The sequence below is a fragment of the Ferrimonas balearica genome, from assembly GCF_019802085.1.
GTDB lineage: Bacteria > Pseudomonadota > Gammaproteobacteria > Enterobacterales > Shewanellaceae > Ferrimonas > Ferrimonas balearica_B.
On record NZ_JAHVHV010000001.1, the window covers coordinates 144,960 to 171,433 of the forward strand.

The 26,474-nt window shown below is 63.3% G+C and carries 26 protein-coding genes; 14 read left to right on the forward strand and 12 right to left on the reverse strand.

Annotation, left to right across the window (positions count from 1 at the left end; all coding sequences use genetic code 11):
* Positions 1-80 precede the first annotated feature (80 nt).
* Entirely contained in the window at positions 81-950 is an 870-nt protein-coding gene (locus tag KUV81_RS00730) for an HDOD domain-containing protein (protein WP_222541927.1), read from the forward strand.
* 47 nt (positions 951-997) lie between these two features.
* Here the strand turns inward: KUV81_RS00730 and queF are convergent, their stop codons facing one another.
* The gene (gene queF, locus KUV81_RS00735) at positions 998-1,855 is read right to left on the reverse strand and encodes an NADPH-dependent 7-cyano-7-deazaguanine reductase QueF (RefSeq protein ID WP_222543318.1); all 858 of its coding nucleotides are present in this window, start codon (positions 1,853-1,855) and stop codon (positions 998-1,000) included.
* Between the two features lie 71 nt (positions 1,856-1,926).
* Between queF and syd the strand changes: the two genes are divergently transcribed.
* The 4 genes from syd to KUV81_RS00755 all read left to right on the forward strand — a co-directional run bounded on the left by syd (position 1,927) and on the right by KUV81_RS00755 (position 8,553).
* Positions 1,927-2,556, forward strand: a complete 630-nt coding sequence (syd, locus tag KUV81_RS00740) for a SecY-interacting protein (RefSeq protein WP_222541928.1) — start codon at positions 1,927-1,929, stop codon at positions 2,554-2,556.
* Positions 2,557-2,704: 148 nt separating this feature from the next.
* On the forward strand, positions 2,705-3,622 hold the full coding sequence (locus tag KUV81_RS00745; protein WP_261389235.1) for a LysR family transcriptional regulator: 918 nt from the start codon (positions 2,705-2,707) through the stop codon (positions 3,620-3,622).
* A 222-nt stretch (positions 3,623-3,844) separates the two neighbouring features.
* Entirely contained in the window at positions 3,845-6,139 is a 2,295-nt protein-coding gene (locus KUV81_RS00750) for an OmcA/MtrC family decaheme c-type cytochrome (protein WP_222541930.1), read from the forward strand.
* A 212-nt stretch (positions 6,140-6,351) separates the two neighbouring features.
* The gene (locus KUV81_RS00755; protein WP_222541931.1) at positions 6,352-8,553 is read left to right on the forward strand and encodes an OmcA/MtrC family decaheme c-type cytochrome; all 2,202 of its coding nucleotides are present in this window, start codon (positions 6,352-6,354) and stop codon (positions 8,551-8,553) included.
* 61 nt (positions 8,554-8,614) lie between these two features.
* Here KUV81_RS00755 and KUV81_RS00760 read toward each other — a convergent pair whose 3' ends face one another.
* The 3 genes from KUV81_RS00760 to KUV81_RS00770 form a co-directional block, all read right to left on the reverse strand.
* Complete coding sequence (locus KUV81_RS00760; protein WP_222541932.1) at positions 8,615-10,135, reverse strand: aldehyde dehydrogenase family protein; 1,521 nt, start codon at positions 10,133-10,135, stop codon at positions 8,615-8,617.
* A 76-nt stretch (positions 10,136-10,211) separates the two neighbouring features.
* The gene (locus tag KUV81_RS00765; RefSeq protein ID WP_222541933.1) at positions 10,212-10,994 is read right to left on the reverse strand and encodes a Zn-ribbon-containing protein; all 783 of its coding nucleotides are present in this window, start codon (positions 10,992-10,994) and stop codon (positions 10,212-10,214) included.
* A gap of 52 nt (positions 10,995-11,046) precedes the next feature.
* Complete coding sequence (locus tag KUV81_RS00770) at positions 11,047-11,328, reverse strand: hypothetical protein (RefSeq protein WP_222541934.1); 282 nt, start codon at positions 11,326-11,328, stop codon at positions 11,047-11,049.
* A gap of 154 nt (positions 11,329-11,482) precedes the next feature.
* Between KUV81_RS00770 and KUV81_RS00775 the strand changes: the two genes are divergently transcribed.
* A complete protein-coding gene (locus KUV81_RS00775) occupies positions 11,483-11,866 on the forward strand; it encodes a DUF3192 domain-containing protein (protein WP_222541935.1) in 384 nt (127 codons plus the stop codon).
* Positions 11,867-11,868: 2 nt separating this feature from the next.
* Here KUV81_RS00775 and KUV81_RS00780 read toward each other — a convergent pair whose 3' ends face one another.
* On the reverse strand, positions 11,869-12,099 hold the full coding sequence (locus tag KUV81_RS00780; RefSeq protein WP_222541936.1) for a DUF2789 domain-containing protein: 231 nt from the start codon (positions 12,097-12,099) through the stop codon (positions 11,869-11,871).
* A gap of 84 nt (positions 12,100-12,183) precedes the next feature.
* On the opposite strand from KUV81_RS00780, the gene KUV81_RS00785 reads away from it, so the two are divergent.
* Positions 12,184-12,804, forward strand: coding sequence for a GNAT family N-acetyltransferase (locus KUV81_RS00785; protein ID WP_222541937.1), 621 nt, complete (start codon positions 12,184-12,186; stop codon positions 12,802-12,804).
* 1,193 nt (positions 12,805-13,997) lie between these two features.
* On the opposite strand, the gene KUV81_RS00790 is transcribed toward KUV81_RS00785, so the two are convergent.
* Positions 13,998-14,408, reverse strand: coding sequence for a DUF3301 domain-containing protein (locus KUV81_RS00790; protein ID WP_222541938.1), 411 nt, complete (start codon positions 14,406-14,408; stop codon positions 13,998-14,000).
* A 4-nt stretch (positions 14,409-14,412) separates the two neighbouring features.
* Positions 14,413-15,429 (reverse strand): DUF3549 family protein, encoded by a 1,017-nt coding sequence (locus KUV81_RS00795; protein ID WP_222541939.1) that lies wholly within the window; start codon positions 15,427-15,429, stop codon positions 14,413-14,415.
* A gap of 91 nt (positions 15,430-15,520) precedes the next feature.
* Here KUV81_RS00795 and KUV81_RS00800 point away from each other — a divergent pair, with 91 nt between their 5' ends.
* Together KUV81_RS00800 and truC are read left to right on the forward strand one after the other, a co-directional pair.
* Positions 15,521-15,856, forward strand: a complete 336-nt coding sequence (locus KUV81_RS00800; RefSeq protein WP_222541940.1) for a YqcC family protein — start codon at positions 15,521-15,523, stop codon at positions 15,854-15,856.
* Entirely contained in the window at positions 15,853-16,605 is a 753-nt protein-coding gene (truC, locus tag KUV81_RS00805) for a tRNA pseudouridine(65) synthase TruC (protein WP_222541941.1), read from the forward strand. Before KUV81_RS00800 ends, truC begins: the two co-directional genes overlap by 4 nt.
* Here truC and KUV81_RS00810 read toward each other — a convergent pair.
* Positions 16,583-16,720, reverse strand: coding sequence for a hypothetical protein (locus tag KUV81_RS00810; protein ID WP_222541942.1), 138 nt, complete (start codon positions 16,718-16,720; stop codon positions 16,583-16,585). The genes truC and KUV81_RS00810 overlap by 23 nt on opposite strands.
* Positions 16,721-16,803: 83 nt before the next feature.
* On the opposite strand from KUV81_RS00810, the gene KUV81_RS00815 reads away from it, so the two are divergent.
* Both KUV81_RS00815 and KUV81_RS00820 read left to right on the forward strand, forming a co-directional pair.
* Positions 16,804-17,277 (forward strand): flavodoxin, encoded by a 474-nt coding sequence (locus KUV81_RS00815; protein ID WP_222541943.1) that lies wholly within the window; start codon positions 16,804-16,806, stop codon positions 17,275-17,277.
* Between the two features lie 3 nt (positions 17,278-17,280).
* Complete coding sequence (locus KUV81_RS00820) at positions 17,281-18,702, forward strand: PTS transporter subunit EIIC (RefSeq protein WP_222541944.1); 1,422 nt, start codon at positions 17,281-17,283, stop codon at positions 18,700-18,702.
* A gap of 35 nt (positions 18,703-18,737) precedes the next feature.
* On the opposite strand, the gene KUV81_RS00825 is transcribed toward KUV81_RS00820, so the two are convergent.
* The 4 genes from KUV81_RS00825 to map all read right to left on the reverse strand — a co-directional run bounded on the left by KUV81_RS00825 (position 18,738) and on the right by map (position 23,672).
* Positions 18,738-19,082, reverse strand: a complete 345-nt coding sequence (locus KUV81_RS00825) for a DUF3718 domain-containing protein (RefSeq protein WP_222541945.1) — start codon at positions 19,080-19,082, stop codon at positions 18,738-18,740.
* A gap of 358 nt (positions 19,083-19,440) precedes the next feature.
* Positions 19,441-20,265 (reverse strand): 2,3,4,5-tetrahydropyridine-2,6-dicarboxylate N-succinyltransferase, encoded by an 825-nt coding sequence (gene dapD, locus KUV81_RS00830; protein WP_222541946.1) that lies wholly within the window; start codon positions 20,263-20,265, stop codon positions 19,441-19,443.
* A gap of 9 nt (positions 20,266-20,274) precedes the next feature.
* Positions 20,275-22,842, reverse strand: coding sequence for a [protein-PII] uridylyltransferase (gene glnD / locus KUV81_RS00835; RefSeq protein WP_409995552.1), 2,568 nt, complete (start codon positions 22,840-22,842; stop codon positions 20,275-20,277).
* A 35-nt stretch (positions 22,843-22,877) separates the two neighbouring features.
* Positions 22,878-23,672 carry a type I methionyl aminopeptidase gene (gene map / locus KUV81_RS00840; RefSeq protein ID WP_222541947.1) on the reverse strand — a complete coding sequence of 265 codons (795 nt, stop codon included), beginning with the start codon at positions 23,670-23,672 and terminating at the stop codon, positions 22,878-22,880.
* A gap of 268 nt (positions 23,673-23,940) precedes the next feature.
* Here map and rpsB point away from each other — a divergent pair, with 268 nt between their 5' ends.
* From rpsB to pyrH, 3 genes are all read left to right on the forward strand, one after another.
* Positions 23,941-24,669 carry a 30S ribosomal protein S2 gene (gene rpsB, locus KUV81_RS00845; RefSeq protein WP_222541948.1) on the forward strand — a complete coding sequence of 243 codons (729 nt, stop codon included), beginning with the start codon at positions 23,941-23,943 and terminating at the stop codon, positions 24,667-24,669.
* A 111-nt stretch (positions 24,670-24,780) separates the two neighbouring features.
* A complete protein-coding gene (tsf, locus tag KUV81_RS00850; protein WP_222541949.1) occupies positions 24,781-25,653 on the forward strand; it encodes a translation elongation factor Ts in 873 nt (290 codons plus the stop codon).
* A 69-nt stretch (positions 25,654-25,722) separates the two neighbouring features.
* A complete protein-coding gene (gene pyrH, locus KUV81_RS00855; protein WP_222541950.1) occupies positions 25,723-26,454 on the forward strand; it encodes a UMP kinase in 732 nt (243 codons plus the stop codon).
* The last annotated feature ends 20 nt before the right edge of the window (positions 26,455-26,474 follow it).

The following is a 26,474-nucleotide window of genomic DNA, read 5'->3' on the forward strand; positions in this document are numbered from 1 at the left end:
GACAAGGGGCCGGGGTGAGCGGTTCCCGACCTGCCCTATACTGGGTATTACAACTCAGGGAATGAGAAAAAGAGTTTGATATGTCGAGCGATCACGCACTACTGGTTCAGCTGTTAGGAAAGGTCAAAAGTGGCGACATGGTGCTGCCCAGTCTGCCCGAGGTGGCCATCGCCGTGCGTGAACTGGCCCGTCAGCCGGATTGTGCCCTGTCGGATCTGGCCTCGGAGATAAGCAAAGACCCGGCCCTGGCGGCCCGCATCGTCAGCCTGTCCAACAGCGCCGCCTTCGGTGGCGTCAGCAAATCCACCAGCGTCATCGCTGCCGTCACCCGGCTGGGTCTGGACCGGACCCGGGACCTGGCGGTGGCCGCGGCGATGCAGCAGCTGTTTCGCTCCTCCCGAAGCATGACCTGGGACCTGATGGACGAAATTTGGCGCCACAACGTCGAGGTGGCCTCCTGCGCCTGCGCCGTGCTGGCCTGCCAGCAGGAGCTGGGCAACCTCACCGGCCTCTCCGCCGACACCCTGCTGCTGGCGGCCCTGATCCACAACATCGGCGCCCTGCCGGTGCTGGAGGAGGCGGAGACCCAGCCCAAGCTGTTCGCCGAGCGGGAGCAACTGCGTCGGGTCACCCAGTTGCTCAAGGCCCCCATCGGCCGCACCGTACTGCTGGAGTGGGGGTTCGAGGACGAGATGGTGGAGGTGGTGCACCGCTGGAACGACTTCAGCTTCCAAAGTCCCGAAGTGGGCTACCTGGACCTGGTGCGTCTGGCCGCCATCTACACCCGGGAGGTGGTGCTGGCGGATCCCTTCCATTCGGTGCTGGAGATGTTTGTCACCAAGGGGGTGATCCCAAGCCTCGACCTGTTCGGTATGGAGACCTACTTCCTGACCTACAACGAGATCAAGGCCAGCTTCGACAGCGGGCCGGGATTTCGGCGCACCGGCTGAGGCCGGGGCACCCAAGGAAAAGGGCACCGAAGGGTGCCCTTTGTCGTTTATTGCCGTGCCAGGCGCACGTTGTCCGGCAGGGGCTCGAAGTCCGAGCGGAAGGGGTTGATGTCCAGCCCTCCGCGCCGGGTGTAGCGGGCGTACACCGTCAGTTTCTCGCACTGGCAGTAGCGCTTGAGGTCCATAAAGATCCGCTCCACGCACTGCTCGTGAAACTCGTTATGGCGGCGGAAGCTGATGAGGTAGCGCAGCAGGGCCTCGCGGTCGATCTGCGGGCCCTGGTAGCGGATCTGCACGCTGCCCCAGTCCGGCTGAGAGGTGATGAGGCAGTTGGACTTGAGCAGATCCGAACGCAGGGTCTCGTTGACCACGGGGCCGTCCGGGTTGGCGGCGCCCTCCAGGTGGGCCGGCTCGAAGCTGTAATCGGCGATCTCGATGTCCAGGTCGTCAATCAGCTCGCCCTCCAGCTCCGACAGGGGCTGGCGGCCAAAGTCGCTGGGCAGGATCAGGCTGACCTCGACCGGCCCCTCGGCGCAGCGGGAGAGATCCTCGCTCAGGGTACGCTGCAGGGCCTCGACGGAGGCCACCTTGGTCTGGTTGAAGCTGTTGAGGTAGAGCTTGAAGCTCTTGGACTCCACCAGGTTGATGCTGCTGGCGGGCAGCACGAACTGGGCGATGGCCACCATGGGCTTGCCCTTTGGGTTGAGCCAGGACAGCTCGTAGCCGGTCCAGATGTCGGCCCCGTCGAAGGGCAGGGCGTCGCCCAGGACCAGGGCGTCCCGGTTCAGGGAGCGGGGCACCGGTTGCAGCAGGCTGGGATCGTATTGGTCCTGGTATTCGGTTTTCTGGCCCAGGGTCAGGCCATCAAGCGCCTTGGCGCCGGCGTAGGGATCGTGATGAGGCATGGGGTTGTCGTCCGCGGGGCGGGTTTTCTGGCACACTATGGCCTCATTGTACCTCAACTGGATGCGAGAACATGTCCCAGGACGCCTTGGCCCACTTTTTCCAACGTTACCACGCCAGCTGGCAGCAGAGCCTGGGGCAGGACCCGGTCAGCGAACAGACCGAACAGGGGCCGGCGCTCACCGGGCGGGATGACCAGGGCCGGGCCCTGTGGCAGGCCCATCACCGGACCAAACCGGGCCAGTTCGATAACGTGGCGGAGGCGCTGGAGCTGACGCTGCACCCGGCACTGACCGAGTTCTACGGCCATTACTTTGCCGGCCACCTGGCCTTCGACGCCCCCTTCGGCCGCGGCGAGCTGCTGCAGCCCTGGAACCAGGCGGATTTCGAGTACCTGCAGGAGAACCTCATCGGCCACCTGCTGATGAAGCGCAAGCTCAAACAGCCCCCCACCCTCTTTATCGGCGTGGTGGGGGAGGGGATGCTGGTGCTGGACAACGCCGATGGCTCGGTCTGGCTCGAGGTGCCCGGCCAGGAGCCCCACCAAAGGGTGGCCGATTCCGTCGCCGCGCTGCTGAGCGAGCTGACCCCCTGCGCCGAGCTGCCCAAGGCGGCCCCCGAGCCGGACCAGGCGCCCTCAACCGGATTCTGGGCGCGGGTCAAGACCATGGTGTCCCACCTGATGCCGAAATCACGACGCTGATTTTCCATAATTTCGCCGGAGAGGATCACGAATTCCGATGTTTGCAATTGCGGGGGGGCAGCGGGTTAATTACTTTGCATGCACCCCCCCAATAAAAGTCGGAAGGGATATGTTGGAACGACTTAGAGAACTGGATGTTTTCAGCATGATGGTGTTCAAAGCGATCTTTGAAACCGGACATGCCAATCAGACCGCCAAAGTATTATCGGTCTCCGCACCTAAAATCAGCCGCTGTTTAAACCACATGAGGGGAATATTTGACGACGAGCTGTTTTATCGCCGTCAATATGGCCTCAAACCCACTCCCCTGGCGGAAACCCTCTATCCCAGCATCTGCCGGGCCCTGTCCACCCTGCTGGGCCTCTCCCAGGGCACGCCCCTGGGGCAGAACCCCGACGGCCCCTGTTTGACCCTGGCGGTCCACTCCCACCTGCTGATCCCACTGAGTCAGCGGATCCGTCAGCAGCAGCGGGCGGGGCAGCTGGGGCCGGTGCACCTGCAGCTGTGGCGGGATGACACCGCCGAGCGACTGCACCGGGGGGATCTGGACCTGGGCATCGCCCTGGAAGCCCCCAACTTCGATGATCTTGAGGCCCAGCCACTGGGGGAGGTGGCCAGCGTCTGTGTGGTGGCCCGGGAGGACCATCCGCTGTGGAGCCTGCCCCAGCCACTGACCCTGGAGCTTCTAAGCCAGTACCCCTTCCTCTACTACATCGGCCAGGGGTTCAATGAGCGCATGGATCCCCTGGAGGCCTACTGCCGCCGGGAAGGGCTCACCCTGCCCCGGGTGGATGGCGTCACCGACCGGGAGGAGTGGGTCGCCCACTTGCTGACCATGGACAGCTTCGCCTTTGCCGGGCCTGCCGCCTGCTGTGGCCCATTGGCCCAGCTGCCGGGCCTGCAGTGCCAGGTGCTGCCCGATGAGCAGGTGGCGCGGCTGCACGGCGCCATGGTGGCCCCCAGGTACTACCTGGTGGAACGTCGTGCCGCCTATCGGCGCTATGACGACGCGGTCCGGGCCCAGGTATTGGGTTGGCTGGACGGCGTATTGGACTCACCGAAATAAGTGGCGCTTATTTAATGGTGTGTATGGGATATTAATCCGCGAAACTTTATGGCCATTTTTGATAAGGCGAATATTCAATTTCAATTGCCAAAATTGGTGAAATGGAATCTTTAAATTCATTTCACAAAGCCAAAGGAAAGGGCCCATCAGGGCCTTTTTTCATCTCCCGCCCTTTTTTACAGTCGAGTCACTGCAACTGCAGGTGATAAAAAAAAGGACGTGATGATGAAACGCTTCAATCTCTCAATACTGGCGTTGGCCCTGGGTGGCGCCTTGGCCCTCGCCGGGTGCAGCGACGGCAAAGACGGGGCCGATGGGGCTCCGGGAGCCCCGGGTGAACCGGGTGCACCGGGCACCCCCGGTGCCCCCGCCGGCGCCTTCGTGGACACCGTGGCCAGCGCGGCGGACTTCGCCCTGACCCTGGCTCCTGGCGACATCGTGGTGAACGGGGAGGAGCCCTTCCACGTGGCGTTCTCCGCCCAGGGGCGCAACGCCAAGGGCGAGATGGTGCCCTTCGTCGGCCTGGACAAGGTGGCCTTCTACGTCTTGAACCAGACCGAGAACCCGGAGGCGGTTGGCGCACCCGTAGTGTGGACCAACCACGCCATGGCCAACGACGCCAGCTACTACCTGACCTGTACGCCGGAGGGGGTTTACACCTCCCGCGGGGAAGAGAAAGAAGCCTGCACCCTGGTGGAGGACGAGGCCAACCCCGGTCACTACACCGGCACCTGGGAGCACGAGGGCACCGCCCCCATCATCCTGGACAGCGACCCCAACGCCCTGCACCGGGTGATGGTGCGCACCTTCAACCTGGTGGACGCCGAGGGCAACGGTGTGGCGGACAAGGTGCTCACCGCGGCGATGGACTACATCCCCGCCACCGGCGAACTGGCGGTGTCCCTCAAGGACAGCGTCTCCAGCGAAGCCTGCATCCGCTGTCACGGCCAACTGGACGGGTACCCGGAGGGGGATGGCCGTTTTGCCAACGTCCACGCCCACCACAACTACCAGAAGGTGGAAAACTGCGTGATGTGCCACAACCCGGCCATCGCCGGCGGTGAGGACGATCCCGAGAAGGGCTGGAACGCCGACTTCGCGCCCATGGTGCACCGCCTCCACGCCGGCCACCGCATCGCCGACAGCCTGACCGGTGAGGCGGCGGAGCTGTTCGCCCACATCGGTTTCCCGGCGGAGCTGAACGAGTGTGCGGTCTGCCACGACGGCGAACCGACCTGGCAGTTCAACGTCTACGCCGACGCCTGTGAGGCCTGCCACGTGGACGTCAACTTCGCCACCGGCGAGGGCCACTCCGACATGTCCATCCCCCAGGCCGACGACAGCGCCTGCGGCGCCTGCCACACCGGCAACCTCTCCCCCATGGCGGTACACCAGCCCGGCCGACGTGACGCCATGATGGCCAACGGCGCCTTCAAGGTGGCTGTCCAGTCCGTCGAGAAGGTGGACAACGGGGTGGATGACGACATGAGCCTGCTGCGGGTGACCGCCGAGATCACCCTGAATGGGGCGGCTCCGGCGGACGACATCGACTTTGCCGAGTACATGACCAGCACCTCCCGCGGCCTGCTGATCGGCAACCTGGACGCCAAGGGCACCGTGACCCGGGGCCTGGGGATGTCCATCCTCACCGACGCGGTCAGCCTGACCAATGGCGTGCTGATCACCGAGAAGGCGTTTGATGACGCCCGCCTGGTGGGCAGCCTGTACGCCACTGCCGAAGTGCAGGTGTGCGGCAACGGCATTGAGGCGGTCAAGTGCGACGCCGAGGACGCCCTGGATGCCGGCTTCGCCAACGAGGCCCCGGTGTTCTACGTCAACCTCGATGGCGGTGACGCGGTGATGGCCCGCCTGGACCAGCCGGAGCGCACCACCGTGGATGAGGCTAGCTGTAACGTCTGTCACGACAACCTGACCCACATCAAGGGCACCCACGGCGCCTACGACTTCACCCAGTGCATGGACTGCCACAACGAAACCTGGGGCGGCTCCTACCACCCGGTGGTCGAATACATGACTGACGAGGTGGACGCGGATGGCAACCCGGTGTTCAAGGAGATTGAGGGCCTGAGCTTCAGCACCCGTGACCTGGTGATCGTGGCCCACCGCTTCCACAGCGGCCTGTGGGACGACAACCGGGGTGTTCCGGCAATCTACCTGGATGCCAACGGCAGCCTGCACGGCTACCCGGCGCCCCAGAGCGACTGCCAGGCCTGTCACCTTGAGGGTGCGCCCCTGTTCGCCCCGGACGGCGGTCTGCACTCCGGCAAGCGGGCCATGAACGTCGGCACCGATGCGTACATCTCGCCGGTCTCCGAGGCCTGCCGCAGCTGCCACCAGCACGCCGACGCGGCGGCCCTGGCCCACTTCGAGGCCAACGGCGCCTACGTCGAGGGCAAGCCGGCCAGCACCGCGGATCTGCCGGTGGAAAGCTGTGCCACCTGCCACGCCGAGGGCAAGACCTACGGCATCGACAAGGTGCACGGCGGCGGCCACTGAGGCGAGGCGCCTGTTTCCCCCGAGCGGCCCTGCAACGCTCGGGGGATGACCCGAAAAAGGGGGCCAGTCGGCCCCCTTGCTTGTTCCCCCTGCCGGTCAAAATTGCGACAGGTCAACGTTCCCATAAATAAAGTGTGGGTTAACCTGTCGGTTGCGCAAAAGCTGACCTACCTTTACCAGCGCTGAATTGCATTCGGTAGGGAATAATCATGATGAATACCCGTAATCTTCCCCTGAGTTTGCTCCTGGTGAGTGCCCTATTGGGGCTGGGCGCCTGTGACGGTGACGACGGCGCGGATGGGCCTCCCGGTCCTCCCGGTCCAGTGGGACCGCCCGGTCAACCCGGCTTGCCCGCCGGCTCCTTCACCACCACCGCCGAGAGCGCCTCTGACGTGACCCTCTCCCTGGCCCCCGCCGACATCGTGGTGGTGGGCAGTGAACCCTTTGCCTTGACCTTCCAGGCGATGGGCACCTCCTCCTCCGGTGAAATGGTGCCCTTTGTCGGCCTCTCCCGCATCGCCGTCTACGTCCTGAACGAGTCCGCTCGCATGGACGACATGGGCGCGCCGATGCAATGGCAGAGCCACACCCAGGCTAACGGGGCCGGCTCCTCCATGGAGTGTACCCTCACCGGCATGACCTCCAGTGACGGCATGGCCTGTACCCTGGTGGAAGACGCGGAAAACCCCGGCACCTACACCGGGAGCTGGACCCATGAGGGTAACGCCCCCGTGGTGCTGGCCGATGGCGATCCCAACAACCTGCACCGGGTAGTGCTGCGCGGCTACGACATCGTCGACAGCATGGGGCAGGGGGTGGCCGATAAAGTGTTGTCCACGCCGCTGGACTTCATCCCCGCCTCGGGCGAGGAGGGGATGTCGATGAAGGACACGGTGACCAACGCCGCCTGCATTCAGTGTCACGGCATGCTTGATGGCTACGCCGAGGACGACATGCGCTTCGCCTACATCTCGGCCCACCGCAACTACCAGAAGGTGGAGCAGTGCGTGGCCTGTCATACCCCGGCCCTGGGGATGGCGGACTTTGCCCCCATGGTGCACGGCATCCACTCTGGCGTACGAGAAGGATATGAGACCGTCGGATACCCGGCGGAGATCTACCAGTGCCTGCACTGCCACGGCGAAGGGGACAGTTGGGAAGCCAACGTCTGGGGCATGGCCTGTGAGTCCTGCCACACCAGCGCGGCGGAGCACATCGCCAACGTCGGCAACGACGCCAGCTGCGTGAACTGCCACGGGGTGGATTCGGTGCCCGGCACCGGCGTGCCCGGCCCGGTGGCCATGAGCCACGTGCCCACCCGGCGCATGGATCTGATGACCAACCAGGCGCTCAAACTGACCATCGAGTCCGCCGAGGTGACGGCGGCGCCCACCGAAGGGGTCAGCACCCTGACGGTCACCACCGATGTGGTGTTCAATGGCGCTCCGGCTCCGGATGACTTTGATTTCACCCCCTACATGACCAACGCCAACCGCGGTCTGCTGATCGGGAATGTCGACGCCAACGGCTTCGTCACCCGCAGCACCATGGGGATGAACATCCAGACCGATCGGGTCAGCCTGACCGGCGGCAAGCTGGTCACCGCCCGGGAGATCAGCGACACCCTGTTGACCGGCACCCTCTACCTGACCGCCGAGGTGCAATACTGCGGCGACAAGATGATGGCGGCCCTGTGCGGGGAAACCTCGGACGGCGTGGGTTACGCCAACGAGGCCAACATCCTCTACGTCAACCTGGACGGCGGCGAACCTGTGATGGCCCGCCACAGCATGCCCGAGCGGGTGTCGGTGACCGTGGAGAGCTGCAACAGCTGCCACGAGAACCTGACCCACGTTAAAGGCACCCATGGCGCCACCGAGTTCACTCAGTGCATGGCGTGTCACAACAGCACCTGGGGCGGCTCCTTCCATCCCACCGTCAACCTGGTGAACTCCGACGGCAGCGGCTTTACCACCCTGGAGGGGCTGACCTACAGCAACCGGGACCTGGTGACCGTGGTGCACCGCTACCACAGCGGTGTCTGGGACAACGAGGCGATCGGCGGGGTCTACCTGGATGAGAACCAGGCGCTGAACGGCTACCCCAGTGGCATCAGCAGCTGTCGTGAGTGCCACACCGAGGGCGCATCGCTGTTCGCGGCCGACGGTGGCCTGCTCTCCGGCAAGCGCGCCATTTCGGTGGTCGAGGGGATGCAGTACATCTCACCGGTGGCCGAGAGCTGTCGCTCCTGCCACGCCCACTCCTCCGCCGCTGCGCTGGCCCACTTCAGCAGCAACGGCGCCACCATCGAAAGTGACATGGCGACCACACCGGACTTGCCGGTGGAAAGCTGCGCCACCTGTCACGCCGAAGGTAAGAGCGTGGGCATCGACAAGGTCCACAACTGGCAATAAGCCGGTCGGATGACACAGTGAAAAGGGGGCCCGAGGGCCCCCTTTTTTTAAGGATGTGCGTTCAGAAGAAGCCCAGGGGGTTGGGATCGTAGCTGACCAGCAGGTTCTTGGTCTGCTGATAGTTGCCCAGGGCCATCTTGTGGGTTTCCCGACCGATGCCGGAGCCCTTATAGCCGCCAAAGGCGGCGTGGGCCGGGTAGAGGTGGTAGCAGTTGATCCACACCCGCCCGGCCTGGATCCCGCGACCCAGGCGGAAGGCCCGGTTCTGGTCCATGGTCCAGACGCCGGCCCCCAGGCCGTAGCTGGTGTCGTTGGCGATGGCCAGGGCCTGCGCCTCATCCTTGAAGGTGGTCACCCCCAGGGTGGGGCCGAAGATCTCCTCCTGGAACACCCGCATCTCGTTACGCCCCTTGAGCAGGGTGGGCTGGATGTAGAATCCGCCGGCCAGCTCGGCCTCCAGGTTGGCGGCCTGACCCCCGAGCAGGAACTCGGCCCCCTCCTCCCGGGCGATCTCCATGTAGGAGAGGATCTTGTCGAACTGCTCCTGGGAGGCCTGGGCCCCCACCTGGGTCTCGGTGTCCAGCGGGTTGCCCTGGCGGATGGATTGGGCCCGGGCCAGCACCCGCTCCATAAACTCGGGGTAGATGGACTCCTGCACCAGGGCCCGGGAGGGGCAGGTGCACACCTCGCCCTGGTTGAAAAAGCCCAGCAGCAGGCCCTCGACGCACTTGTCCAGGTAGGCCTCACCCTGGTCCATCACGTCTTCGAAATAGAGGTTGGGGGACTTGCCGCCCAGCTCCAGGGTCACCGGGATCAGGGCATCGGCGCCGCAGCGCATGATGTGCCGGCCCACGGCGCTGGAGCCGGTAAACGCCAGCTTGGCGATGCGATTGGAGCTGGCCAGGGCCTGTCCGGCCTCCTCGCCCAGACCGTTGACCACGTTCACCACCCCCGGCGGGATGAGATCCCCCACCAGCTCCATCAGCACCAGGATGGAGACCGGAGTCTGCTCCGCCGGTTTGAGCACCACTGAGCAGCCCGCCGCCAGGGCCGGCGCCAGCTTCCAGGCAGCCATCAGCAGGGGAAAGTTCCAGGGGATGATCTGCCCCACTACCCCGATGGGCTCATGAAAGTGGTAGGCGGCGGTGCCGGCGTCCAGATCCGCCGCGCTGCCTTCCTGGGCGCGGATCGCCCCAGCGAAGTAGCGGAAGTGGTCGACGCACAGGGGCAGATCGGCGTTGAGGGTCTCGCGGATCGCCTTGCCGTTGTCCCAGGTCTCCACGTAGGCCAGGGTCTCGCTGTGTTGTTCGATGCGATCGGCGATCTTTAGCAGCAGATTGGCGCGCTCGGCGGCGGCGGTTTTGCCCCAGCTCGACTGCGCCTGGTGGGCGGCGTCCAGGGCCAGCTCGATGTCGCTGGCGTCGGAGCGGGGGATCTCACAGATGGCGGCACCGGTGACCGGACTGGGATTGACGAAGTAGCGGCCGGCCCGGGGCGGCTGCCACTGGCCTCCGATGTAGTTGGCGTACCGGCTTTGGAACTGGAACAGGGCACCTTCGGTGCCGGGTTGGGCGTAGATCATCAGACATCCTCCGTGATTGGGGTCCGTCTAAGTCTTAGCCCATATTTCCCTACCCGGCTGAAAACTCACACTGAGATCAACCGTTTTGCAGATCCCAGGAGAGGTTGGAGACCAGTCGGCAGGGCTCGCACTGAAAGGCGAACAGATCGTGCAGGGGCTGTTCCAGTGCCCAGCTGGGGTTGCCGCAACGGGGGCAGGGGCGAGAGCGCTCCTCGGCCAGGCTGGTGCCGCCCACCCGGTAGAGGTAGTAGTAGGTGGGCACCCCGGTGAGGTACTCGAGGCGGCCGCGCAGGTCCCAGCCGCGGCGAAACAGCACGCTGCGGTGGTCGGCGATCTCGCCAAGGGCGGCAAACTCCACCGCCCCGCTGCCGGCCATCTGCAGCTCGTCACAGGCCTGCCACTCGGTTTGCCACTTCACCAGCGCCTTATGGTCGCCGTTAAAGCTGTTGGGCAGACGGTACAGGGGGACCGGCATCAGGGTGTCGCCGTCGCGCAGCGGCGAGCAGCTGTGGACGTAGGTGGTGTAGAGCAGCTGCCAGTTCTCGGGCAGTTGCTCGGCGCTGGCTTCGGAGTTGATGTCGCGCCCCAGCAGCTTCACCCTTGGCTGCAGCAGCTTGGCCTCGGTCAGTGCGGCTAGGGCCTGGCGGGCCCAGGGGGAGTGAAACCGGCTGTGCAGGCTGTCCTGCTCAGGACACATTGCCCGCAGGCGAAACTCGGCGTCGTGCTGGACCAGGGGAAACTCCCGGCCCAGCAGCTGGCCGTTGTGGCGCCAGGCCTCCACCAGGCCGTTGATGGCGCGCTCCACGGCGCTGAAGGTGGTGTCGGCGAAACACTCGAATCGGATCTCAACCAGGTACATCAAGGTCTCCGGGGAAATGGGGGAAGGCGGGCGTTTGGGGCCCGCATCGGGCTCATTTGAGCCGGTCGATCTCTTGGCGCAGTTCGGCCACGGTTTTGTGCAGCGCATCGATCTGCTGCTGCAGGGAGGCCAGGGTGGGGGCCTGCGGCTCCCGAGTGGCGCTGGGCAGGGGGCCGTCCAGCGGTTGCGGGGCCACCTTCCACTGCTTCAGCGCCTGGATCAGCACCGGCATGGGGTAGGCGTTGGGGCCCAGCTGGGCTTTGAGCAGGGCCAGGGTGGGGGCTTTGCCGGCCCGCTCCAGCCTCGTCAGGGCGATGCGAAGGGCGTCGTCCATGGGGATCTCGGTGGTCAAATTTCCCAATAGTTTGCCTTATCCCTTACTTTACCGCCAACCAGGATTCCTAAGCTTATGAAAGTGAAGGGATTTAATTTGTGGCACAATGCCTGCTAACTCTCTGTCGAACCCACTGATCACTAAAGGATTAATGATGAATAAGAGAACCTTGCTGGCGGCGACTGTGGCTATGGCCCTGACGGTAAACCTGAGCGGCTGCATCGTGGCTGTCGATAAGGGCGGCTGGGACTACCAGACCAACTCGGACTGGGAGAAGACCCAGGAGAAGAACCGCCGCCATCTGGAGCAGGTGGAGTTGGGGATGGCCCTGAGCCAGGTGCGCACCATCATGGGCACCGCCGACTTTAACGAACTGCACCAGAACGACGGCGCGCAGGTTCAGGTGCTCTTCTACCGCACCCACCGCTCCCACGGCGACGGCAAGACCAGCAAAGACGAGTGCACCCCCATTGTCCTGACCGATGGCATCGTCACCGGCTGGGGGGACACCGCCTACCAGAAGGCGGTGCAGCTCTAGATCTACTGCCGTAACAGGCTGTCCAGGACGTCGATGGTTTCACTCCACTCGGCGTCCTGGGCACGCTCCTCCAATAGGAACGCCCGCTGACTGGCGTTCCAAAACGCCGCCTTCTCCAGCGCTTCGCCTCGACCCAGCCGATGCTGGCGTAGGAAGCGCCCAATGGCGCCGGGGGAGCTGTCCAGGCCGAGCTGGTCGAACAGGTGACTCAGATCGTTCGGGGTGGTGTCCATGATGGAGCGCCCTCAAGACTTGCCTTTTGACTAAGTTTTAGTCGATGTTTAGCCAGGACATGCCGGAGATTGAGGAGCCCAGCCATGGAATTGGCCAACGAACTGCCCCCCCAGCCCCACATCGCGTATCTCGAGACGGAACACCTGCGGGTGGCCGCCTCGGTCCTGCTCACCGCCTACAAGGACGACCCCTTTTTTCGTTCCGTCCTGCCGGCGGAGGACTACGAGCAGCGGCTCAGAGCCGCCCTGCGTGAGGAGCTGCAGGCACTGTGGCAGGGGGAGCAGCGTCTGCCCGGGCTGTTTCTTGGCGAGACCCTGGTGGGGGTCGCAGCGCTGCTGGACGACGGCTATCCCCAGGGGCAGACCCGTTACTGGAACTGGCGCCTGAAGATGGCCCTGGGGGCGGGCTGGACCAGTGCCCGGCAGTGGATGGCCCGGGAAGAGGAGATCCGGGACATGGCGCCGGCGCAGCCTCACTGGTTGCTGCCCTTTATTGCCATCGCCCCCAACTACCAGGGCAAAGGGTACGGTCGCCTGCTGATCGAGGCGATCTGCCGCGAGGCGGGCCTCAGTGGCCAGTCGGTGGCGGCCTATGTCTACCAGGGCCCCCACTTGGCGCTGTTCAAGTCTCAGGGTTTTGAAACTATTGGAAAAATTCTTTCTTCCGGGGTTGAAGGACAGCTGATGCATTGGCAAAAGCCTTAAAGTTACTAAGGTTATGTTGTGGGTGATGAGCCTGGGTTTGCGTAAGAGATATCTCACACGACTGTAGGAGATATGAAGTTTGCTAACTGGAGATAAACTGCAAACCATATGTTAAATGTCAGTCTAAACATACGGTTATCTCGATTTGATGCCGATCACGTTTTGAATGACATTTCTGATGCCGTCCGCCGGGGGTTGCCGGCAGGGCGCTGAGCGATAGAATGGCGGTGTGTCAAAGGAAAGGCATCCAAAAGCGCCAGACCGGTACTGACAGGGAGTCGGAACCACGTCAGCGGGATTGGGAGTAAGGGAAGCCAATCTAACAGGGAGTTGGAGCGGCGGATACTGCTCACTGTCAGGAAGACAGTTTCAAGGACGGTTAAGGACACCTCCAGGACGGAGAGGCGATCGGCAATAGGACGTTGTCGACACAGGGAGATTCAGTACCTCTGGTACAGGGAAACCGACGGAACGGTACAAGGAAGACGCCAGGCAGGCAGCACGTACGCAAGGATGGGCCAGGGTAGGCATCAATTTAAGCGGGATGGCTTAGCGTAAAAACAAGGGGCGCAACTTCGGTTGCGCCCCGTTCTCGTTTTGGGCCCCCAAACCCGTCCCACCGCAGCGGATACGCAGCCGTTGCCCATCCTGTCTGATGGCACTGTGCGAGATGGCTAACAAGGGTGTAAGCCGCCGCCGTTAGTGTCCCCCGGCATTGACTCCCGCCCGCAAGTAAAATCCTTTTAAAACATTGGTTTATATCTTTGATTTGGTCCCTGTTCGCCAATTTTGCCTGGCCGGTTATTTCACCCTGGCTTGAGGGATCTTCCCTTTGTTCTACAATGAGTTGTGTATCGAGATTGAATTGATTGAGGCGTCGGCCCGGGTAACAGGATGTGACCCAAACCGGCGACTTGCCCCGCCCCCGGGACAGGAGGTCTCGGCCAGGGAGCAGCACTTTTCAAGGACGGTACAGGAGATCTCCAGGAAGGAGAACGTTCGACGACAGGATGTTGTCGTGGAAGGGAATCTCAGTACGAAAGTACATGGAAGCCGAAGGACAGGCTCAAGGAAGACGCTAGGAAGCAGCAGTACGCATGGAAGACTAGGGAAGACAATCTGCACACGGATGGCAGCGTAAAGGCAGTACCCGAACCGCAACAGACTCTCTGTTGCGGTTCTTTTTTGTGGGCTTAACGGCAGCCGGTGTTGCAGCCGCTTTTCGGGGCACAGCTGCCACCGCCGCAGCCGCCCATGCCGACCTTGCCCCGCGCCATGGGGGCCTGGTCCCATTCGGGTTCCGGGTAGAAGGGCATCTGTACCGCCTTCAATCGGTTGCCCATCATCTCCAGGGTGGCGGTCAACTGGTTCATGCCATCGGTGCTGAACTCGCACTGGTATTCGCAGTGCCAACCGATGCCGCCCCCGGGGATCCAGCCCAGGCGCGCCTTGCTGCGGGCCACGTTCAGCAGCTGCAACCGGCGTTGCCGGCAGGCCCGCTGGGCGTGAAACTGAGCCACTTCGGAGATCCGTCGCAACTGCCAGAACAGGGCACCGATCCCCACCAGCACCATGACGATCACCAGGTCGAACAGATCAAACATCCTTTTACCCCTTTACCGACTGAACCAGTTGTGAAATTGCGGCGCTCAGCGCCTCGGAACGCTGGGGCGATCTCAAGGCGGTGAGCACCCAGGCGCGCTGGCCCGGCACCGCCACCAGATCGCTGTAGAGCTGATTGAACAAGGGCCCCGGGTGGGCCGCCAGGTGCTCGAGGTAGCGTGGCATCCGCGCCGCATCCAGGCTCTCCCACAATCGGGCGGTGATGAGCACCAGCCACTCGGGGGCCAGGGCATCACAGGCCAGCAGCCGTTCGACCGCCTGGTCTCGCCGTTCCGGCGCGCCGGCCAGGGCCCGCAGGCAGATCTGACGTTCGTCGTCCCCTTCGGCCCCCTGCCAGCGATCAAACCAGGCCTGGGCCACCGGCTGGGCCAGGGCGGTGTGCTCCATCACCGAGCCCAGGGCCGCCAAAGGCGCCAGGGGCAGCTTAGCGATGCTTTGGGCCAGACGCTCCGGCTCGACACTCTGGCCCCGGCAGACCAGGTCGGCAAAGCCCTGCAGACCCAGTTGCTGCCATTCGTCCCAGGGGCGCTGGCCACTCAAGTATTGCTGAACCGGCTCGAAGTAGACCGACGCCGGCTGGGCCAGGAGCTGGCGTACCCGGGCGTGGAACACCGCCATCTTCTCCTGGCTGGGGGTGAAGGTGAAGGGGTTGTTGTTCAACCGCTCCTGCTGCGCTTCGCTGAGCGCCGCGGAGGGATCCTGACCCAGAGCTTCGACCACCATCTGCAGGAACTGGTTGCGGGCGGCGGGATTCAGCAGGCCCCGTTCGTCCAGGGGCAACTTGAGAAACCAGACGTAGTGCTGCTGTGAGGCGGTGGTGTTCCAGAACAGCACCGCCAGCCAGGCGCAACCGGCGCGAGGCGTGGGGTAGGGCAGGGTGCCCGCTTCCACCTGGGCAAACTGGATGGGGTCCAGCGCCGTGACTCGGCGGCCCAGATCGTACACCTGGAACTGGGTGCCGGCCTGGGTCAAAAACTGGCTGAGTGTGGTGATCGCTTCCATAACGGCTCGATTGCGAATTTTGCCGCCATTATAGGGGCAAGGGGGCCCGGATGGTATGATCCGGCGCCCAGGTTCCCATTCGGAGAAAGTGATGCCCCAAGGTGTCCAGGTTCGGACCGCACTCGAGGCCATCGAGCAGGAGATGAAACGCCACCGGCTGTGGCAGGCGGCCACGCCTTCGGCCGAAGCCCTGGCCAGTGTCCAGCCCTTTTGCTGTGACACCCTGGCCTTCGAGCAGTGGCTGCAGTTTGTGCTGCTGCCCCGAATGCACGCCCTGCTGGACGCGGGGGCGGCGCTGCCCACGCAGGTGAGCGTCTGCCCCATGGCGGAGGAGGCGTTTCGCGGTCAGCGTCAGTTGATGCCGCTCATCGAGCGGATCGCCGATCTGGATGAGTTGCTGTCCGGTCGACGGGTGCGCGAGTCATGATTGAGATCCTCTACGAAGACGACCACCTGGTGGCGGTGCACAAGCCCTCCGGCCTCTTGGTGCACCGCAGCTGGCTGGATCGCCACGAAACCCAGTTTGCCATGCAGATGACCCGGGATTTGGTGGGGTGCCACGTCTTCCCGGTGCATCGCCTGGACCGACCGACCTCCGGCGTGCTGCTGTTCACCAAAAGCGCCGAGACCGCCAATGCCCTGATGGAGCAGATGGTGGCGCGGACGGTGGAGAAACGCTATCTGGCCCTGGTGCGGGGCTACGTGGACGAGGCGGGCGAGCTGGATTATCCGCTTAAGCGGGAGTTGGATGACATTGCCGACAAGCGGGCCAACCCGGATCAGGCGCCGCAAGAGGCGGTCACCCGATACCGGCCCCTGGCCCGGGTGGAGTTGCCGTTCGAAGTGGGGCGCTACCCCACGGCCCGCTATACCCTGATGGCGATGGAGCCACTCACCGGTCGCAAGCATCAGCTGCGCCGTCATATGGCCCATCTGCGCCACCCCATCATCGGTGACACCACCCACGGCGATCGCCACCACAACAAGTTTTACCGGGCCCAGTTCGGCCGACAGCGGTTGTGGTTGATGAACAAGGCAATGGGGCTGGACCACCCGGTCAGTGGCGAGCGCCTCTGGCTGGAGGCGCCGATGGAGGCGGAGTGGTTGGCGCTGTTCGAGCGCTTTGGCTGGCCGACGTCGGACGACGCCTATCTCAGCCGCTCTTGGGGCGATTAGACCACAGCACGACCACCTCTTTTTGCTCCGCGCCGAAGAACAGCGCCCGGCGGATCTGCCGGCGGTGGTGGACCTTCCGTTGGGCCTGGCGACGCCTGAGGCTTCGCTGTTGCATGGTGTTGGCTCCCTGGGGCCTGGTTGCGCCCCGCTGGCCCTTACAGTAAGTTGGAAACCAGTCGGTTTCAAGTGGGTAACCCAATGGCAGCATTTTATCTGGTCGTCGGCAGTGTGTACGGCGCCGCAGAGCACGTGAGCGAAGAAGTGATGGCCGCCCTGACGGCCCAGGGACACCAGGCGTCCCTGCTTGAGGGGGATGACCCTGAATTGATTAGCGGATTGGGGGAGGGCAGCCTGCTGGTGATCACCTCCACCACCGGCAGCGGTGACCTGCCGGACAACCTGGCGCCCCTGTTTTTTGCCCTCAAAGACCGGTTTCCCTTGCTGCCCAATCTGCGCTACGGGGTGATCGCCCTGGGGGACTCCAGCTACGGGGAGACCTTCTGTGGGGCAGGCCGCCAGTTCGACGAGCTGCTGACCGAGCTGGGCGCCAAGCGGGTGGGGGAGCGGTTGCAGATCGACGCCTGCGAAACCTTCGAGCCGGAGGCGGAAGCCCTGAAGTGGCTGCCCCAGTGGCTCGAGCAACTGGAGCGCCTGCCCGTCAGCGCCGCCTAACCCATGCACCGCACCTGGTTCCATCGCCTGCAACGGATCGGCAAGGCCTTGATGGTGCCGGTGGCGGTATTGCCCGCCGCCGGGCTGCTGGTGGGGCTGGGCACCAGCCCCATCCCCTTCATTCCCGATCTGCTCCACGACCTGCTGCTCTACTGCGGCGCCGCCGTCTTCTCCCTGCTGCCGTTGATGTTCGCCATCGCCGTGGCGCTGACCTTCTGTCACCAGGACGGCACCGCCGCCCTGGCCGCCACCACAGGCTACGCCTCCATGCTGGCGGGGATGGCGGCCCTGGCCAAACATTTCGAGTGGCCCACCCGGGCGGTGTTGGGGTTTGAGACCCTGGATACCGGGGTGCTGGGTGGGGTACTGATGGGGTTGGTGACCAGCTGGGTCTACCGCAAGTTTCACCGGGTGACCCTGCCCGAGTTCCTGGCGTTTTTCTCCGGCCAGCGGTTGGTGCCCCTGGTCAACGTGATGGCCGGGATGGCGTTGGCGGTGGTGCTGGCCTCTTTATGGCCCCTGCTGGCCCTGTGGCTGGAGCGATTCTCCGACTGGGCCGTGTACCAGCAGCCGGCCCTGGCCTGGGGGATCTACGGGGCGGTGGAGCGACTGCTGATCCCCCTGGGGCTGCACCACATCTGGAATCTGCCCTTTTTCTATGAGATTGGCAGTTACTCCACCGCCGGCGGTTACCTGGTGCAGGGGGAGGTGGGACGCTTCCTGGCCGGGGATCCCAACGCCGGTCATCTGGCCGGCGGCTACCTCATCAAGATGTTCGGCCTGCCGGCGGCGGCCCTGGCGATCTGGCGCAGTGCCGAGCCGCGTCAGCGTGCCCAGACCGGCGGCATCATGCTGTCGGCGGCCTTCACGTCCGGGCTGACCGGGGTGACCGAGCCCATCGAGTTTGCCTTTCTCTTTATCGCCCCCACGCTGTTTCTGCTGCATGCCCTGCTCACCGGGCTGGCCTACGTGCTGGCGGTGCAGCTGGCCATCCACCACGGCATCGTTTTCTCCCAGGGCATGGTGGATTTCCTGCTCTATTTCCACCTGGGGGACAATCTAGGGCAGCTATTGTGGCTGGGCCCGGCTTACGCGCTGCTCTACTACGGGATCTTCCGCATCGCCATCGTCCGCTACAACCTGGCCACCCCGGGGCGGCAGCGGCAACGGCCGGCCAAGGTGTCTCGAGCCGAACCCAACGATTTGCTGGCGGCCCTGGGGGGCGCGGCCAACCTCAAAGATCTGGACGCCTGCCTGACCCGGCTGCGGCTGTCCGTATGGGATCCGGCCAAGGTGGACGCCGACGCACTGCGGCGGCTGGGCGCCAAAGGGGTGGTGCAGCACGGCAGCGGGGTTCAGGTGGTGGTGGGGCCCCAGGCCGACGGCATCAAAACCGCCCTGGACCGATATATTAAGGGGGGATAGCAATCAGCCCGGCGATGCCGGGCTGATGGGGGGATTCACTCTTCGAACCAGACCTGAACCGGTTGGTTCATGGCGATGTCCTGGATGGTCACGGTACCCGGCAGGTAGCGCTGGATGTGCGCCGCGGTCTTGTCGGCGCCGCGATTCAGGGCAAATTCCTGGATCTCTTCACCGTTGCACATCAGGTTGGGCAGGATCCGCTGACCGTTCACCCGATAATCCTTCATGGTGTTGTTAAAGGTCACCACCCGGTTGCTCAGGCTGGCCTTGCACACGGCCACCAGTGACTGTTCCATCCAGCCGCCGATCTCGGCCTGGCTGACCCCGCTGAAGCTCATGCCCACGACCAGCGCGGACAGCAATACGGTGCGCTTTCTCATCTTCACGCTCCCCTGTTTCAGTCAAGAATGTTGCCACCTAAAGATGGCCACCGGGGGAGGCATTTTCCTTGTTGCAGCTGTTGCAATCCGTTGCCCCTGCACGTCGAGCCCAGTGCGCGGGATAAAAGGGTTTGGGAATGCGTCAGATGGGGGCCACAACTGGTTACAAAGGGCAGGGGAGAGGGCCTAAATCGGCCACCAAAACCGGGAGGTCGAGCGGGAGCTGTGTCCGGTTGTAATCAAGGACGTCAGCGGACACAAACGGGGCCATTATGAAATGGAATTTACACCGGCTTACAGCATGGGAAAAAAAGCGGAGAAAAAAGCACGGGCCCCGTGATGGGGCCCGTGTTGGGGATCACTCGGCGCTGCGCAGCAGCTCGTTGATGCCCACCTTGCCGCGGGTCTTGGCGTCCACCTTCTTGACGATGATGGCCGCGTACAGGTCGCAGGTGCCGCACTTGGAGGGCAGGGTGCCGGAGACCACCACGGAGCCGGCCGGAACGCGGCCGTAGTGGATCTCACCGGTTTCCCGATCGAAGATGCGGGTGGATTGGCCGATGTAGACCCCCATGGAGATCACCGATCCCTCTTCGACGATCACCCCTTCGACCACCTCGGAACGGGCGCCGATAAAGCAGTTGTCTTCGATGATGGTGGGGCTGGCCTGCAGCGGCTCCAGCACACCACCGATCCCCACGCCACCAGACAGGTGCACGTTCTTGCCAATCTGGGCACAGGAGCCCACGGTGGCCCAGGTGTCCACCATGGTGCCTTCGTCCACGTAGGCGCCGATGTTGACGTAGGAGGGCATCAGCACGGTGTTCTTACCGATAAAGGCGCCCTGGCGAACGGCCGCCGGCGGCACCACACGCATCCCCTCGGCGCGGAAGCGGGCGTCGTCGTACTCGGCAAACTTCATGGGCACCTTGTCGTAGAAGCGGGTTTCGGCCCCCTCCATCACCTGATTGTCGAACAGACGGAAGGAGAGGAGCACCGCTTTTTTCAGCCACTCGTTCACCACCCACTGGCCGTCCTGCTTCTCGGCCACCCGGGCTTCACCGCTGTCCAGCATGGTCAGCGCGGCTTTCACGTCCGCCACCAGGGCGGCGTCGGCGTTGGCGGGGGTGATCTTGGCGCGGTCTTCGAAGGCCGCTTCGATGCGTTGTTGCAGTTCGGTCATTCCGTACTCCTAGGGTTGTTCTTGCTCCAGCGCGCCGACCAAAGCGCGGCTGAGGGTGTCTTGTTGTTCCTGGGTCAGCGCTTCTCCGTCCGGGGTGGAGAGCATAAAGAAATCCTCGGCTTTCTCACCGACGGTGGTAATTTTTGCGGCCTGAATGGAGAGACCGCACTGGTCAAAGACCTTGGCAATTTGGGCCAGCAGTCCGGGTCTGTCCAGGGTCACCAGCTCCATCATGGTGCGCTGTTTGCGCTGGCTGGACAAAAACTGCACCCGGGTGGGCACCCGGAAAGAGCGCATCCGGCGCGACAAGGGTCGCAGCGGAGAGGCCGCGGCGCCCCCCTTGGTCAGGGTGGCGATAAGGCCGGTTCGGATGCTGTTGATCCGGGACGGGTCGCGGATCGGATTGCCATCATGCTCAAGGATCACCAGGCTGTCCAGTGCGTAGCCGTCCCGGGTGGTGAAAATCTGGGCGTCGTGCACCGAGACCCGCTTGTTGTCCAGGTAGGCCATCACCATGGCGAAGAACCCGGGGCGGTCCGGGCCATAGACCAGCAGTTCGCTGCCGCCGCGGGTGACGTGGGTGGAGATCTGCACCTGGTAGCCCTGGGGATCGCTGTTGAGCAGCACTTCGCTGTGCCACTGGATCTGGGCCGGGGTAAAACGCAGGAAATAATCCGCCGACAGCCGCTGCCAGAAGGCGTCGATGGCCTCCGGCTCCAGGCCCTGGCGGATCAGCTGGTTGCGGGCCTTGCCCTTGTGCTCGCGGATGCGGGCCCGGCTGTCCACCGGCTTGGCCATGCCCGCATTGAGACGCTCCCGGGTGGCGTGGTAGAGCTCCCGCAGCAGCGAGCCCTTCCAGTTGTTCCACAGCGAGTTGTTGGTGGCGCAGATGTCCGCCACCGTCAGGCAGTAGAGGTAGGAGAGGCGGTCGGCGTCCTGGACCTGCTGGGCGAAGGTTTCGATCACCTCAGGATCCGTGATGTCCCGGCGCTGGGCGGTGACCGACATCAGCAGATGCTGCTCCACCAGCCAGGCCACCAGGCGGCCGTCGTGCTCGTTGATGCCGTGTTCCTGGCAGAAGCGGCGAGCCTCCTCGGCGCCGATCTCGCTGTGGTCCCCGCCCCGGCCCTTGCCGATGTCGTGGAACAGCGCCGCCAGCACCAAAAGCCCCTTCTTGGGCAGCTGGTCGATAAGGACGCTGCCCAGGGGGAAGATCTCCTTGTGTTCCGGGTCGGAGAAGCGTTCGATGAACTGCAGCAGGCGGTGGGTGTGCTCGTCCACGGTGAAGGCGTGGAAGAGGTCGAACTGCATCTGGCCGACGATCCGCAGCCAGGGCTTGAGGTAGGTGCCGAGGATCCCGTGGTGGTGCATCATCGACAGCGCCTTGATCCCCTCCGGGTGTTTGAGGATCGCCATAAACTGCTGGCGACACGCCGGCAGTTCGGAGAGGGATTGCTTCTGCTTGCGTCGAGCCTTGCGCAGCAGGCGCAGGGTATCGGCGGAAACCGTGTCCACCTCCCGCTGACCGGCGATGTGGACAAAGAGGCTTAAGATCTGTTCCGGCTGCTCGAAGACGTCGTCGTGGGCCGCCTGGATCAGCCGGCCCCGGGTCTGAAAGTGCGCATCCAGGGCATGGGGCGGCGGCAGGGCCCGCTGGCGCAGGGTGGAGCGGAACAGCCACAGCAGCATCTGGTTGAGCTCCCGCACGGCACGCACCGTCCGGTAGTAGCGCTTCATCATCTGCTCCACCGCCAGCTGGGTGCCGTCCTCATAGCCCATCAGGCTGGCGACGGTGCGCTGGTGGTCAAACAGCAGCCGGTCCTCCGCCCGCTCCGCCACGCAGTGCAGGGCAAAGCGCAGGCGCCACAGGTAGTCACGGCAGGCGTTGAGCTCCTCCAGCTCCTCCGGGGTGAGGAAGTCGTGGCTCACCAGCTCTGCCAGGCAGGAGGCGTTGAAGTGGCGCATCGCCACCCAGCTGATGGTCTGGATGTCCCGCAAGCCACCGGGGCAGGACTTGAGGTTGGGCTCCAGGTCAAAGGCGCTGGCCTTCTTGTGGCGGGCCTGCTGTTCGGTCAGCTTGGCTTCGAAAAAGGGGGCGCTGGGCCAGAAATCCGGCAGGAGGATCGCTTCCTGCAGCGCGCCGTAGAGAGCCTGGCTGCCCACCAGCAGGCGGGATTCCAGCAGATTGGTGGCGATGGTGATGTCGTCGCCGGCCTGGCGCAGGGTTTCGCTGACGGAGCGGACGCTGTGGCCGATCTCCAGCTTGGCGTCCCACAAGGCGGTGAGCAGCCGGGTGAGCTTCTCCTCCAGGCGCAAGGAGGGCTGCTCCGGGGTCAGCACCAGCAGATCGACGTCGGAGTGGGGGTGCAGCTCGCCGCGGCCGTAGCCCCCCACCGCCACCAGGGCCGCCGATTCCTGATCGAGGCCGAAGTGGCACCACAGCCTGATCAGGTTCTGATCCACCTCGTAGGCGCGCTCCGCCAGGAGCACGCCAATCGCCTCGCCATCGGCGAACTTCTGCTTGGCCATCACCGCCTGGGCCCGGAGGTTGTCCCGGCACAGGGCGATGGCGTCCATGTCTGTCATCATGCTGGCCGTCCCTTGCTGCCGACTCAGGCGTGCTCGATGACGCGGGGCAGCTTACCCTCTTCCTCGGCTCGCAGGGTCAGCACCTCGCAGCCGTTGTCGGTCACCAGCAGGGTGTGCTCGTATTGGGCGGAGGGCTGACCGTCTTTGGTGGTGGCGGTCCAGCCGTCTTTCTTGCTGACCTTACAGCGGTAGTCACCGGCGTTGATCATCGGCTCGATGGTGAAACACATCCCCGCCTTGAGCTCCAACCGGGCCTTGTTGCGGTAGTGGACGATCTGCGGCTCCTCGTGGAAGGTGGCGCCAATGCCGTGACCGCAAAAATCCCGCACCACGGAGAAACCGGCTCGTTCGGCGATGGGCTGGATCACCCCGCCAATGTCGCTGATGCAGGCGCCGGGTTTGACCGTCTTGATCGCCTCGTACAGGCACTGCTGGGTCACTTCACAGAGCTTGCGGTTGCGCGGAGCGGTGTTGCCGACGATGAACATCCGCGAGGTGTCGCCGTGGTAGCCGTCCTTGATCACCGTGATGTCGATGTTGACGATGTCGCCCTCTTTGAGCTTCTTGTGGCTGGGGATCCCGTGGCACACCACCTCGTTGATGGAGATGCAGGTGGACTTGGGGAAGCCGTGGTAGTTCAGCGGCGCCGGAACTGCCTGCTGCTCATTGACGATGTACTCGTGGCAGATGCGGTTCAGCTCGTCGGTGGTGATTCCCGCTTTCACATGGGGCTCGATCATCTCCAGCACTTCGGCCGCCAGTCGGCCGGCGACGCGCATTTTTTCGATCTCTTCAGGGGTCTTGATGACGATGGTCATTAGGCTACTCTTTAGTCGATTTTGGACCGCAAAAAACGCCCTCCGAATTTGAGCCTGAGGACGCGTTATGGTATAAAGCGCGCCGACTCTGGCGAGTCTGTGACGGTAGGGGCCCTTGGGCAACTGCGGTTCGGGCTCAATGGGCGTCATTATATCTGTAAATTTGTATCTATAAACCACACACGTACCGGCACATGCTCCGGGGTGCCCGAAAGGGTCGGGACATGGGGTACGTGGAGGCCTAACCCCAAACACATTGAGGAATATCATGGCTACTGTTTCCATGCGCGACATGCTGAAGGCCGGTGTGCACTTCGGTCACCAAACCCGTTACTGGAACCCCAAGATGAAGCCCTTCATCTTCGGCGCTCGTAACAAAGTTCACATCATCAACCTGGAACACACCGTTCCGATGATGAACGAAGCCCTGGCGTTCCTGGGCGGCGTGGCTTCCAAGAACGGCAAAGTGCTGTTCGTTGGCACCAAGCGCGCTGCTGGCCAAGCGGTTCGCGAAGCGGCTCAAAGCTGTGACCAGTACTACGTCGACAACCGCTGGCTGGGCGGCATGCTGACCAACTGGAAAACCGTTCGTCAGTCCATCAAGCGTCTGAAGGACCTGGAAGCTCAGTCCCAAGACGGCACCTTCGAGAAGCTGACCAAGAAAGAGGCGCTGATGCGCACTCGTGAAATGGCCAAGCTGGAGAAGTCTCTGGGTGGTATCAAGGACATGGGCGGTCTGCCGGACGTGCTGTTCGTGATCGACGCCGAGCACGAGCACATCGCCATCAAGGAAGCCAACAACCTGGGCATCCCGGTTGTGGCCATCGTTGATACCAACACCAACCCTGACGGTGTGGACTACATCGTTCCGGGTAACGACGACGCCATCCGTGCCATCCAGCTGTACACCGGCGCCGTGGCTCAAGCCGTGAAAGAAGGCCGTTCCCAGGATCTGGCTGTTCAGGCTGAGCAAGACGGTTTCGTTGAAGCCGAGTAATAGGGCTGATTGATTTCAATCTCCCTCAGACCAAGCTGAAAGATTGGTTTAACGGGGGCCCTGTGGCCCCTGTTTTTTTAAATCCGACGATTCTCGAAGAGGAATAGGACAATGGCAGTTACTGCTTCCCTGGTTAAAGAGCTGCGTGAGCGCACCGGCGCCGGCATGATGGATTGCAAAAAAGCCCTGGTAGAAACCAACGGCGACATTGAGCAAGCCATCGAGAACATGCGCAAGTCCGGTCTGGCCAAAGCCGCCAAGAAAGCCGGTCGTGTTGCCGCCGAAGGCACCATCGTGATCAAGCAGGAGAACGGTGTGGCCGCAATGGTTGAAGTGAACTGCGAAACCGATTTCGTAGCCATGGACGCCTCTTTCCAAGCCCTGGCCAACGGCGTTGCCGACATCGCCCTGGCTGGCAAGATCACCGACATCGACACCCTGCGTGCCGCCCCCATGAACGAGTCCACCGTGGACACCGTTCGTGCCGAGCTGGTGGCCAAGATCGGTGAGAACATGAACGTTCGTCGCGTTCAGATCATCGAAGGCAGCAACCTGGGTGCCTACATCCACGGTCGTAAGATCGGTGTGGTTTCCGTACTGGAAGGTGGCGACGAAGAGCTGGCCAAAGACATCGCCATGCACGTGGCCGCTTGCAGCCCGCAGTTCGTGACTCCGGAAGACGTTTCCGAAGAGGTGGTGGCCAAGGAGCGTGAGATCCAGGTTGAGATCGCCATGAACTCCGGCAAGCCCAAAGAGATCGCTGAGAAGATGGTGGAAGGCCGTATGCGCAAGTTCACCGGCGAAGTGTCTCTGACCGGTCAGGCTTTCGTGAAGGATCCCTCCATCACCGTAGGTAAGCTGCTGGAGCAGAAGGGTGCCAAGGTAGTAAACTTTGTGCGCCTGGAAGTGGGCGAAGGCATCGAGAAAGAAGAAGTGGATTTCGCTGCAGAAGTGGCTGCTCAGGTAGCCGCGGCCAAGTCCTAAGGACACGCTTCTTATTTCAATTCAGACCGCAGCCCGTGCTGCGGTCTTTTAGCATCAGGAAAACAGTCAATGAGCACCAATCCAAAACCTGCATACCGTCGTATTCTGCTGAAACTCAGTGGGGAAGCCCTGATGGGCGAAGAGGGCTTCGGCATCGATCCCAAGGTCCTGGACCGCATGGCCCAAGAGATCAAGGAGCTGGTCGAGCTGGGAGTGCAAGTGGGTTTGGTGATCGGCGGCGGTAACCTGTTCCGCGGTGAAGGGCTGGCCAACGCCGGCATGAACCGCGTGGTGGGCGACCACATGGGCATGTTGGCTACCGTAATGAACGGCCTGGCCATGCGCGATGCTCTGCACCGTGCTTATGTGAACGCGCGCCTGATGTCCGCCATTCCCCTGAATGGCGTGTGCGACAACTACAGCTGGGCCGAGGCGATCAGCCTGCTCAAGTCCGGTCGCGTGGTGATCTTCAGTGCCGGTACCGGCAACCCCTTCTTCACCACCGACTCCGCCGCCTGCCTGCGTGGCATCGAGATCGAAGCCGACGTCGTGCTCAAGGGCACCAAGGTGGATGGCGTCTACTCCGACGACCCGGTTAAGAACCCGGAAGCGACGAAGTATGATAAGCTCAGCTATCAAGAAGTCTTGGAAAAAGAACTAAAAGTGATGGACCTGTCCGCCTTCACCCTGGCCCGGGACCATCAGCTGCCGATCATGGTGTTCAACATGAACGAGCCGGGCGCCCTGCGCCGGGTGGTGATGGGCGACCCCATCGGCACCGTGATCTGTAAACTGGATTAATTCGCTTCAGATAGGACGTA

What these genes read in the sequence shown, in the direction of transcription:
- KUV81_RS00730 (WP_222541927.1), top strand. Translation starts at nt 81, where the DNA reads ATGTCGAGCGATCACGCACTACTGGTTCAGCTGTTAGGAAAGGTCAAA.
- queF (WP_222543318.1), bottom strand. Translation starts at nt 1,855, where the DNA reads ATGCCTCATCACGATCCCTACGCCGGCGCCAAGGCGCTTGATGGCCTG.
- syd (WP_222541928.1), top strand. Translation starts at nt 1,927, where the DNA reads ATGTCCCAGGACGCCTTGGCCCACTTTTTCCAACGTTACCACGCCAGC.
- KUV81_RS00745 (WP_261389235.1), top strand. Translation starts at nt 2,705, where the DNA reads ATGGTGTTCAAAGCGATCTTTGAAACCGGACATGCCAATCAGACCGCC.
- KUV81_RS00750 (WP_222541930.1), top strand. Translation starts at nt 3,845, where the DNA reads ATGATGAAACGCTTCAATCTCTCAATACTGGCGTTGGCCCTGGGTGGC.
- KUV81_RS00755 (WP_222541931.1), top strand. Translation starts at nt 6,352, where the DNA reads ATGAATACCCGTAATCTTCCCCTGAGTTTGCTCCTGGTGAGTGCCCTA.
- KUV81_RS00760 (WP_222541932.1), bottom strand. Translation starts at nt 10,135, where the DNA reads ATGATCTACGCCCAACCCGGCACCGAAGGTGCCCTGTTCCAGTTCCAA.
- KUV81_RS00765 (WP_222541933.1), bottom strand. Translation starts at nt 10,994, where the DNA reads ATGTACCTGGTTGAGATCCGATTCGAGTGTTTCGCCGACACCACCTTC.
- KUV81_RS00770 (WP_222541934.1), bottom strand. Translation starts at nt 11,328, where the DNA reads ATGGACGACGCCCTTCGCATCGCCCTGACGAGGCTGGAGCGGGCCGGC.
- KUV81_RS00775 (WP_222541935.1), top strand. Translation starts at nt 11,483, where the DNA reads ATGAATAAGAGAACCTTGCTGGCGGCGACTGTGGCTATGGCCCTGACG.
- KUV81_RS00780 (WP_222541936.1), bottom strand. Translation starts at nt 12,099, where the DNA reads ATGGACACCACCCCGAACGATCTGAGTCACCTGTTCGACCAGCTCGGC.
- KUV81_RS00785 (WP_222541937.1), top strand. Translation starts at nt 12,184, where the DNA reads ATGGAATTGGCCAACGAACTGCCCCCCCAGCCCCACATCGCGTATCTC.
- KUV81_RS00790 (WP_222541938.1), bottom strand. Translation starts at nt 14,408, where the DNA reads ATGTTTGATCTGTTCGACCTGGTGATCGTCATGGTGCTGGTGGGGATC.
- KUV81_RS00795 (WP_222541939.1), bottom strand. Translation starts at nt 15,429, where the DNA reads ATGGAAGCGATCACCACACTCAGCCAGTTTTTGACCCAGGCCGGCACC.
- KUV81_RS00800 (WP_222541940.1), top strand. Translation starts at nt 15,521, where the DNA reads ATGCCCCAAGGTGTCCAGGTTCGGACCGCACTCGAGGCCATCGAGCAG.
- truC (WP_222541941.1), top strand. Translation starts at nt 15,853, where the DNA reads ATGATTGAGATCCTCTACGAAGACGACCACCTGGTGGCGGTGCACAAG.
- KUV81_RS00810 (WP_222541942.1), bottom strand. Translation starts at nt 16,720, where the DNA reads ATGCAACAGCGAAGCCTCAGGCGTCGCCAGGCCCAACGGAAGGTCCAC.
- KUV81_RS00815 (WP_222541943.1), top strand. Translation starts at nt 16,804, where the DNA reads ATGGCAGCATTTTATCTGGTCGTCGGCAGTGTGTACGGCGCCGCAGAG.
- KUV81_RS00820 (WP_222541944.1), top strand. Translation starts at nt 17,281, where the DNA reads ATGCACCGCACCTGGTTCCATCGCCTGCAACGGATCGGCAAGGCCTTG.
- KUV81_RS00825 (WP_222541945.1), bottom strand. Translation starts at nt 19,082, where the DNA reads ATGAGAAAGCGCACCGTATTGCTGTCCGCGCTGGTCGTGGGCATGAGC.
- dapD (WP_222541946.1), bottom strand. Translation starts at nt 20,265, where the DNA reads ATGACCGAACTGCAACAACGCATCGAAGCGGCCTTCGAAGACCGCGCC.
- glnD (WP_409995552.1), bottom strand. Translation starts at nt 22,842, where the DNA reads ATGGACGCCATCGCCCTGTGCCGGGACAACCTCCGGGCCCAGGCGGTG.
- map (WP_222541947.1), bottom strand. Translation starts at nt 23,672, where the DNA reads ATGACCATCGTCATCAAGACCCCTGAAGAGATCGAAAAAATGCGCGTC.
- rpsB (WP_222541948.1), top strand. Translation starts at nt 23,941, where the DNA reads ATGGCTACTGTTTCCATGCGCGACATGCTGAAGGCCGGTGTGCACTTC.
- tsf (WP_222541949.1), top strand. Translation starts at nt 24,781, where the DNA reads ATGGCAGTTACTGCTTCCCTGGTTAAAGAGCTGCGTGAGCGCACCGGC.
- pyrH (WP_222541950.1), top strand. Translation starts at nt 25,723, where the DNA reads ATGAGCACCAATCCAAAACCTGCATACCGTCGTATTCTGCTGAAACTC.